The 8,902-nt window shown below is 55.0% G+C and carries 10 protein-coding genes; 9 read left to right on the plus strand and 1 reads right to left on the minus strand.

Annotated elements, in window-relative coordinates:
* Nucleotides 1-45 precede the first annotated feature (45 nt).
* The gene (locus tag NA330_RS18485) at nt 46-1,689 is read left to right on the plus strand and encodes a multidrug ABC transporter permease/ATP-binding protein (protein ID WP_023242534.1); all 1,644 of its coding nucleotides are present in this window, start codon (nt 46-48) and stop codon (nt 1,687-1,689) included.
* 191 nt (nt 1,690-1,880) lie between these two features.
* Here the strand turns inward: NA330_RS18485 and eco are convergent, their stop codons facing one another.
* Nucleotides 1,881-2,375 (minus strand): serine protease inhibitor ecotin, encoded by a 495-nt coding sequence (gene eco / locus NA330_RS18490; RefSeq protein ID WP_000781589.1) that lies wholly within the window; start codon nt 2,373-2,375, stop codon nt 1,881-1,883.
* A gap of 413 nt (nt 2,376-2,788) precedes the next feature.
* Here eco and napF point away from each other — a divergent pair, with 413 nt between their 5' ends.
* The 8 genes from napF to NA330_RS18530 form a co-directional block, all read left to right on the plus strand.
* The gene (gene napF, locus NA330_RS18495; protein WP_000228070.1) at nt 2,789-3,280 is read left to right on the plus strand and encodes a ferredoxin-type protein NapF; all 492 of its coding nucleotides are present in this window, start codon (nt 2,789-2,791) and stop codon (nt 3,278-3,280) included.
* A complete protein-coding gene (napD, locus tag NA330_RS18500) occupies nt 3,270-3,533 on the plus strand; it encodes a chaperone NapD (protein ID WP_001260058.1) in 264 nt (87 codons plus the stop codon). The genes napF and napD overlap by 11 nt, the downstream gene beginning before the upstream one ends.
* Entirely contained in the window at nt 3,530-6,016 is a 2,487-nt protein-coding gene (napA, locus tag NA330_RS18505; protein ID WP_023242533.1) for a nitrate reductase catalytic subunit NapA, read from the plus strand. Before napD ends, napA begins: the two co-directional genes overlap by 4 nt.
* 6 nt (nt 6,017-6,022) lie before the next feature.
* Nucleotides 6,023-6,718, plus strand: coding sequence for a ferredoxin-type protein NapG (gene napG / locus NA330_RS18510; protein ID WP_023242532.1), 696 nt, complete (start codon nt 6,023-6,025; stop codon nt 6,716-6,718).
* A complete protein-coding gene (napH, locus tag NA330_RS18515) occupies nt 6,705-7,574 on the plus strand; it encodes a quinol dehydrogenase ferredoxin subunit NapH (RefSeq protein ID WP_000013532.1) in 870 nt (289 codons plus the stop codon). Before napG ends, napH begins: the two co-directional genes overlap by 14 nt.
* 115 nt (nt 7,575-7,689) lie before the next feature.
* Nucleotides 7,690-8,139: a nitrate reductase cytochrome c-type subunit gene (gene napB, locus NA330_RS18520; RefSeq protein WP_000835182.1), complete on the plus strand. Its 450-nt coding sequence runs from the start codon at nt 7,690-7,692 to the stop codon at nt 8,137-8,139.
* 9 nt (nt 8,140-8,148) lie between these two features.
* Nucleotides 8,149-8,751, plus strand: a complete 603-nt coding sequence (gene napC, locus NA330_RS18525; RefSeq protein ID WP_000431778.1) for a cytochrome c-type protein NapC — start codon at nt 8,149-8,151, stop codon at nt 8,749-8,751.
* Between the two features lie 20 nt (nt 8,752-8,771).
* Nucleotides 8,772-8,902: ATP-binding cassette domain-containing protein (locus tag NA330_RS18530; protein ID WP_119001695.1), on the plus strand; the 131-nt coding region annotated here is incomplete at its 3' end.

Below are 8,902 nucleotides of genomic sequence, written 5' to 3' on the forward strand. Positions count from 1 at the left end.
AGTTAGTTAAACTGCGGGCTGTTATTATCGGTCCGGGTTGTATGCATGGAACTTCTTATTCTTGTCTGGCGGCAGTACCGCTGGCCATTTATTAGCGTGATGGCGCTGAGCCTCGCCAGCGCGGCGCTGGGGATTGGCCTGATCGCGTTTATCAATCAGCGCCTGATTGAAACGGTGGACACCACCGTCATGGTGCTGCCGGAATTTCTCGGTCTGCTCCTGTTACTAATGGTCGTCACATTAGGTTCCCAACTGGCGCTCACCACTCTGGGACACCATTTCGTTTACCGCCTGCGCAGCGAATTTATCAAGCGCATTCTGGATACGCACGTTGAACGCATTGAGCAACTGGGCAGCGCCTCTTTACTGGCCGGTCTGACCAGCGATATTCGCAATATTACTATCGCCTTTGTGCGTCTGCCTGAGCTGGTGCAGGGCATTATCCTCACCGTCGGCTCGGCGGCGTATCTGGCGATGCTATCGACAAAAATGCTGCTGGTTACGGCTATCTGGATGGCGGTCACTATCTGGGGCGGATTCGTGCTGGTGGCGCGGGTTTACCAGCATATGGCGACCCTGCGCGAGACCGAAGATAAGCTGTACAACGACTATCAGACGGTGCTGGAAGGACGCAAAGAGCTGACGCTAAACCGCGAGCGTGCGGAGCAGATTTTTCAGCAATGCTATATCCCGGACGCCAAAGAGTATCGTCATCACATTATCCGTGCCGATACTTTTCATCTGAGCGCCGTTAACTGGTCGAATATCATGATGCTGGGAGCGATAGGCCTGGTCTTCTGGATGGCGAATAGTCTCGGCTGGGCGGATACCAACGTCGCGGCGACCTATTCACTGACGTTGCTGTTCCTGCGCACGCCGCTGCTGTCTGCGGTGGGGGCGTTGCCAACGCTACTGACCGCCCAGGTGGCGTTTAATAAACTGAATAAATTCGCGCTCGCCCCGTATAAGCCTGATTTTCCACAGCCGAAAGCCTTTCCCGACTGGAAGACGCTGGAGCTGCGCAACGTGGTTTTCCACTATCAGGATAACGCGTTTTCCGTGGGGCCCATCAACCTGACGATTCACCGCGGCGAACTGCTGTTTTTAATTGGCGGCAACGGTAGCGGGAAATCGACGCTGGCCATGTTATTGACCGGTTTATACCAGCCGCAATCGGGAACGATTTTACTTGATGGTCAACCTATTGCCGCCGGACAGCCGGAAGATTATCGCAAACTGTTTTCTGCGGTGTTCACCGATGTGTGGTTATTCGACCGCCTGCTGGGGCCGCAGGGGAAACCCGCCAATCACGCTCTGGTCGAAAAGTGGCTTGAGCACCTGAAAATGACGCACAAGCTGGAGCTAAACGATGGGCGCATTTTGAATCTTAAACTGTCGAAAGGGCAAAAAAAGCGCATTGCGCTGCTGCTGGCGCTGGCGGAAGAGCGCGATATTATTTTGCTGGATGAGTGGGCCGCCGATCAGGACCCGCATTTCCGCCGGGAATTTTATCAGGTACTGTTGCCGTTAATGCAGGAAATGGGCAAAACCATTTTCGCCATCAGCCATGATGATCACTATTTTATTCACGCCGATCGTCTGCTTGAAATGCGTAACGGGCAGTTAACCGAACTCACCGGCGACGAACGTGACGCCGCTTCGCGTGATGCGGTTGCGCGTACTGCGTAATGGATTATGGCGCCGGATAAACCGCCTGATGGCAGTCCTACGTCCGCACGCGGGTAGGCCTGATAAGATGCTACGCGTCGCCACCAGGCATCGGGCGAGCGGATTTCCAGACGTGTTTTGAAAAGAACCCCGGAGCGCTGCGTGAGCCGGCGTGTTCAGATGCCCGGTAAGTGTGACCGGGCAGCGTAACATTATCGCGCGACGGCGTTCTGTACGTTAGCGTCCGCTTTCCAGATGCGGTATTTCACGTCCACATTCGCCGGGGTATACACCACGATCGGCAGCTTGCTGTTGTAGCGCAGCATCCCGTCTTCACCCAGCCAGGCGGTGACGAATTTTTGCTCTTTCTTACCTTCAGGGCAGGCCATCATGGTTGATACCGGAGAGGTGACGTTATCAAAGACATAATAGTCATAGCCCCAGCCTTCCAGCGTTTTTGTTTCCAGCGTGCCGCCGAGGCGATGCTGGTTACAATCCACATTCAGCGTTTGGCCAATCAACAGTTCCACTTTGAGGGTAGATTCATCCTGCTGAGGGGTAAGGGTTATCACTTGCCGCTTCATTCCTTTTTCCGCCTGCGGATAGGGGGCGATTTTTTCCAGCGGCTGGGCGGTATCGCCATTGTTAGCCCAGGCAGAGGCGCTGGCGAGGGCGGCGAAGACGACGGCAGGGACAAACATCTTCATTTGATTGTTCACAGTATTTCCTTTCTGCTGTTTTCGGTATTCACTGACAACAGATTAACACATTCATATTATCTATTAATCTGTATTTACTCATATTTTCAAGATTATTAATAAAATAGCGTCTTTTTATATAGTGGAATATTCTGATATTGATAATGTAAATGAAATTATCAGCTATTAGTGGTTTTCGTTATATAAATATCTATATAACTCATTGAAATGTGAGAAAAAGCACGTTTACGGGTCTTTACCCGGCACTCTTTTGATCCGGCAACAGCATTTACCTCTATCGGGGTATGCATCTCTTACACATCCTGAAATATCTTATTTACAAAAACAACTACTCATAAATTGTACGGTTTTTATTGGTATTCACTCCCTATGGAAGCGTGTCGTTATGGAAGGGCGATATCATGGTTGATTTATCCCGTCGAAGCATGTTGACCGGCAGTTGGCGCAACGCCAGCAATGGGATTCTTCCGCCGTGGGCCAGAGAAACGACCTATTTTCTCGCACATTGTCTGCGTTGCGACGCCTGCATCCAGGCGTGTGAGGCCGACATCCTGCAGCGAGGGGCGGGGGGATATCCGAGCGTAGATTTCAAACGGGGCGAGTGCAGCTTTTGTTATGCCTGTGCGCAGGCCTGTACCGAATCGCTTTTTCTTCCGCGCCACACCAGGGCCTGGGATCTGGTTTTTACGCTCACGGAAAACTGCCTCGCCAGGCAATCGGTTGAATGCCATCGTTGCCAGGACAGTTGTGAACCTATGGCCATTACCTTTCGTCCCACGTTATCCGGTATTTACCAGCCGCAGCTTGACTCGCAGGCCTGTAACGGATGCGGGGCGTGTGTGGCTATCTGCCCCGTGTCAGCCATCAAAGCGGAGAACCACCATGCGCACTAACTGGCAGGTCTGTAGCCTGGTCGTGCAGGCCAAAAGTCAGAACATCGCCGCCATTGGCACACAGTTGAACACGTTGCCGGGTTGCGAAGTCGCGTTAAGCGATGTTGAAAGCGGGCAACTGATCGTGGTGGCGGAAGCAGATCAGAGTGAAACGCTGATGCAAACAATTGAGTCAGTACGCAATGTCGAGGGCGTACTGGCGGTGTCGCTGGTTTATCACCAGCAGGATGAGCAAGGTGAGGAAACACCATGAAACTCAGTCGTCGTAGCTTTATGAAAGCTAACGCCGTTGCGGCCGCTGCGGCGGCTGCCGGTCTGAGCGTGCCGGGCGTCGCCCGCGCCGTTGTCGGGCAGCAGGAAGCCATCAAATGGGATAAAGCGCCGTGCCGTTTTTGCGGAACGGGTTGCGGTGTGTTGGTGGGAACGCAGCAGGGCCGTGTGGTCGCCTGCCAGGGCGACCCCGACGCGCCGGTCAACCGTGGTCTGAACTGCATTAAAGGCTACTTCCTGCCCAAAATCATGTACGGTAAAGATCGTCTGACGCAGCCGATGCTGCGCATGAAAGACGGCAGCTATCACAAAGACGGCGAGTTTACGCCGGTGAGCTGGGAACAGGCCTTCGATGTGATGGAAGAGAAGTTTAAAACCTCCCTGAAAGAGAAAGGACCAGAAGCGATCGGCATGTTTGGATCGGGTCAATGGACCATCTGGGAAGGCTATGCCGCCGCAAAACTGTTCAAGGCTGGTTTCCGCTCTAACAACATCGACCCGAATGCGCGTCACTGCATGGCCTCGGCGGTGGTGGGCTTTATGCGCACCTTTGGCATGGATGAACCGATGGGCTGCTACGACGATATTGAGCAGGCCGATGCGTTTGTGCTGTGGGGTTCCAACATGGCGGAGATGCACCCGATTTTATGGTCGCGCATCACTAACCGCCGTTTGTCCGACCCGAATGTGAAAGTCGCTGTCCTCTCCACCTTCCAGCACCGTAGCTTTGAGCTGGCGGACAACGGTATTGTCTTTACCCCGCAAAGCGATCTGGTGATCCTTAACTATATCGCGAATTACATTATTCAGAACAACGCGGTAAATCAGGATTTCTTCACAAAGCATGTGAACCTGCGTAAAGGGGCGACGGATATCGGCTACGGCTTACGCCCGACGCACCCGCTGGAAAAAGCGGCGAAGAATCCGGGCTCCGATGCTTCCGAGCCGATGAGCTTCGACGAGTATAAAGCCTTCGTGGCGGAATATACGCTGGACAAGACCGCTGAAATGACCGGCGTGCCGAAAGATCAGCTGGAACAGTTGGCGCAGCTCTACGCCGATCCGAATAAGCGCGTGATCTCTTACTGGACGATGGGGTTTAACCAGCATACTCGCGGCGTGTGGGCGAATAACCTGGTTTACAACCTCCATCTGCTGACCGGAAAAATATCCCAGCCTGGCTGCGGTCCTTTCTCGCTGACCGGCCAGCCTTCCGCCTGCGGTACGGCGCGTGAAGTGGGAACCTTCTCACACCGTCTACCCGCCGACATGGTCGTGACGAACGAAAAACACCGTGATATCTGCGAAAAACACTGGCAGATCCCCGCTGGCACTATTCCGGCAAAAGTGGGTTTACACGCGGTGGCGCAGGATCGCGCGTTGAAAGACGGCAAGCTGAACGTCTACTGGGTAATGTGTAATAACAATATGCAGGCCGGGCCGAACATCAAAGAAGATCGGATGCCGGGCTGGCGCGATCCGCGTAACTTTATCATTGTCTCCGATCCTTACCCGACGGTGAGCGCGCTGTCTGCGGATCTGATCCTGCCGACCGCCATGTGGGTTGAGAAAGAAGGCGCTTACGGCAACGCCGAACGCCGCACGCAGTTCTGGCGTCAGCAAATTAAAGCGCCGGGCGAAGCTAAATCCGACCTCTGGCAACTGGTGCAGTTCTCCCGTCGTTTTAAAACCGAGGAGGTCTGGCCGGAGGCGTTGCTGGCCCAGAAGCCGGAGCTGCGCGGTAAAACGCTGTATGACGTTCTGTTCGCCACGCCGGCGGTCAGCAAATTCCCGCTGAGCGAGCTGAAAGAGGATCAGTTAAACGATGAGTCTCGTGAGCTGGGCTTCTATCTGCAAAAAGGACTGTTTGAAGAATACGCCTGGTTTGGACGTGGCCACGGGCACGATCTGGCGCCGTTCGACGATTACCACAACGCGCGCGGTCTGCGCTGGCCGGTCGTCGAAGGCAAAGAGACGCAATGGCGTTACAGCGAAGGCAACGACCCGTATGTAAAAGCGGGGGAAGGGTACAAATTCTACGGTAAACCGGATGGCAAAGCGGTGATCTTCGCGCTGCCATTTGAACCTGCGGCGGAGTCGCCGGACAACGAGTACGATCTGTGGCTTTCCACCGGTCGCGTGCTGGAACACTGGCATACCGGCAGTATGACGCGCCGCGTGCCTGAATTGCATCGCGCCTTCCCGGAAGCGGTGGTCTTTATTCACCCGCTGGATGCGAAAGCGCGCGATCTGCGTCGCGGGGATAAGGTTAAAGTGTCGTCCCGCCGCGGTGAAGTGATTTCGATTGTCGAAACGCGTGGACGTAACCGTCCGCCGCAGGGACTGGTGTATATGCCGTTCTTCGATGCCGCTCAGCTAGTGAACAACCTGACGCTGGATGCGACGGACCCGCTCTCTAAAGAGACGGACTTCAAGAAGTGCGCCGTTAAGCTGGCGAAGGTGTAACGCGTTATGTCCCGTACAGCGAAACCCCAAAATGGCCGCCGCCGCTTTCTGCGTGATGTTGTGCGCACTGCGGGCGGGCTGGCAGCGGTTGGCGTGGCGCTGGGCTTGCAACAGCAAACCGCGCGCGCATCGGGCGTGCGGCTGCGTCCGCCTGGCGCGCTGAATGAAAATGCCTTCGCCAGCGCCTGTGTGCGCTGCGGGCAGTGCGTTCAGGCGTGTCCATACGACACGCTAAAACTGGCGACGCTGGCCTCCGGGCTATCGGCAGGTACGCCCTATTTCGTCGCTCGCGACATCCCCTGCGAAATGTGTGAAGACATTCCGTGCGCCAAAGTCTGCCCCAGCGGGGCGCTGAATAAAGATATCGCCTCCATTGATGACTCGCGCATGGGGCTGGCGGTGCTGCTGGATCAGGAAAACTGCCTCAACTTTCAGGGGCTGCGCTGCGACGTTTGCTACCGCGAATGCCCGAAAATCGATGAGGCCATCACGCTGGAGCTGGATCGCAACATGCGCACCGGCAAACATGCGCGCTTTCTGCCCACCGTACACAGCGACGCCTGTACCGGCTGCGGCAAATGCGAAAAAGTCTGCGTACTGGAGCAACCAGCGATAAAAGTGTTGCCGTTGTCATTGGCGAAAGGGGAGTTAGGACACCATTACCGCTTCGGCTGGCTGGAGGGGAAAGATGGCAAATCGTAAACGCGACGCCGGGCGAGAAGCGCGGGCGAAAAAAGGCTGGTGGCGTAGCCACCGCTGGCTGGTGTTACGCCGTATCAGCCAGTTTATGGTGCTGGGGATGTTTCTCAGCGGCCCGTGGCTGGGCTTTTGGGTTTTGCATGGCAACTACAGCAGTAGTTTGCTGTTCGATACCCTCCCGTTGACCGATCCGCTGATTACCCTGGAAAGTCTCGCCAGTGGGCATCTTCCCGCTACCGTGGCGCTGACGGGAGCAGTGATTATCGCTGTGCTGTATGCGCTGGCGGGAAAGCGATTATTTTGCAGTTGGGTTTGCCCGCTAAACCCCGTTACCGATTTGGCTAACTGGATGCGCAGGAAATTTGACCTGAACCAGTCTGCGACGATTCCACGCCATATACGGTACGTCCTTCTGGTGGTGGTGTTAATCGGTTCGGCCCTGACCGGCACGCTGCTGTGGGAATGGATTAATCCCGTGTCGCTGTTAGGCCGTAGTCTGGTTATGGGATTTAGTAGCGGCGCGTTGCTGATTATTGCTTTGTTTTTATTTGATTTATTAGTCGTTGAGCACGGTTGGTGCGGTCATATTTGCCCGATGGGCGCGCTGTATGGCGTGCTGGGCAGTAAAGGCGTAGTGACCGTGACGGCCAAAAAACGTGAGAAATGTAATCGCTGTATGGATTGTTTTCATGTTTGCCCGGAACCGCATGTGCTACGTGCGCCGGTGCTGGATGAGCAAAGCCCGGCGCAGGTCACTCACCGCGACTGCATGACCTGCGGTCGCTGCGTGGATGTCTGTTCTGAGGATGTTTTTACAATAACGATACACAACATCATTCGGGATGCATCGCGGCGGTAAGCGAGGAAATCCCCAGGAGCATAGATAACGATGTGACTGGGATTTTGGAGCGCAGCCAACAAAGAGGCAGCTCGAAGGATGAAGTGTAAATGCGATGGAGTTCGGGAGCGAAACAATGAAAAGCCATGACCTGATGAAAGCGCTGTGTCAATGGATGGCCACGCTTGCCCTGGTGGTAAGTGGTGCGGTTTGGGCGGCAAACGGAGTGGATCTGAGCCAGTCGCCGGAAGTATCCGGGACGCAGGAAGGGGCGATTCGTATGCCGAAAGAGCAGGAACGTATGCCGCTAAATTACGTCAACCAGCCGCCGATGATCCCGCACAGCGTCGAGGGCTACCAGGTGACGACCAATACCAACCGCTGTCTGCAATGCCACGGCGTGGAAAGTTATCGTACGACGGGCGCGCCGCGTATCAGTCCGACGCACTTTATGGACAGCGACGGTAAAGTGTCGGGCAACGTCGCGCCGCGTCGTTATTTCTGCCTGCAGTGCCACGTACCGCAGTCTGATACCGCGCCGATTATCGACAATACCTTTACCCCCTCGCAAGGTTACGGGAAATAAGAGGTCATTATGGAAAATTCTAACCGTAAACCCGGCTGGATAAAGCGCGTCTGGCGATGGTGGCGCAGCCCCAGCCGCCTGGCGTTGGGGACGCTGCTGTTAATCGGTTTTATCGGCGGCATCATCTTCTGGGGCGGCTTCAATACCGGAATGGAAAAAGCTAACACCGAAGAGTTTTGTATTAGCTGCCATGAAATGCGCAACACTGTGTATGAGGAGTATATGGAAACCGTCCACTACAACAACCGTAGCGGCGTTCGTGCCACCTGTCCTGACTGCCATGTGCCGCATGAGTGGGGGCCGAAGATGATCCGTAAGATCAAAGCCAGTAAAGAGCTGTACGCGAAGGTATTTGGGCTGATAGATACACCGCAGAAATTTGAAGCTCATCGCCTGACAATGGCACAAAATGAGTGGCGGCGCATGAAAGACAACAACTCGCAGGAATGCCGTAACTGCCACAATTTCGACTTTATGGATCTGACCGCGCAAAAAGGCGTCGCGGCGAAAATGCACGATCAGGCGGTAAAAGATGGACAGACCTGTATCGATTGCCACAAAGGGATCGCGCATAAACTGCCGGATATGCGTGATGTTAAACCAGGTTTCTGACAGGACGTTGATGAGTGGGAATGCTTGAAGCCAGAGATCTGTACTGCGAGCGGGACGAGAGGACGCTGTTCAGTGGGCTGTCGTTCACCGTGGACGCCGGGGAGTGGGTGCAGGTCACCGGCGGCAACGGCGCCGGAAAAACCACCCTGCT

The organism is Salmonella sp. NW722 (assembly GCF_051702785.1).
Taxonomy (GTDB): domain Bacteria; phylum Pseudomonadota; class Gammaproteobacteria; order Enterobacterales; family Enterobacteriaceae; genus Salmonella; species Salmonella enterica.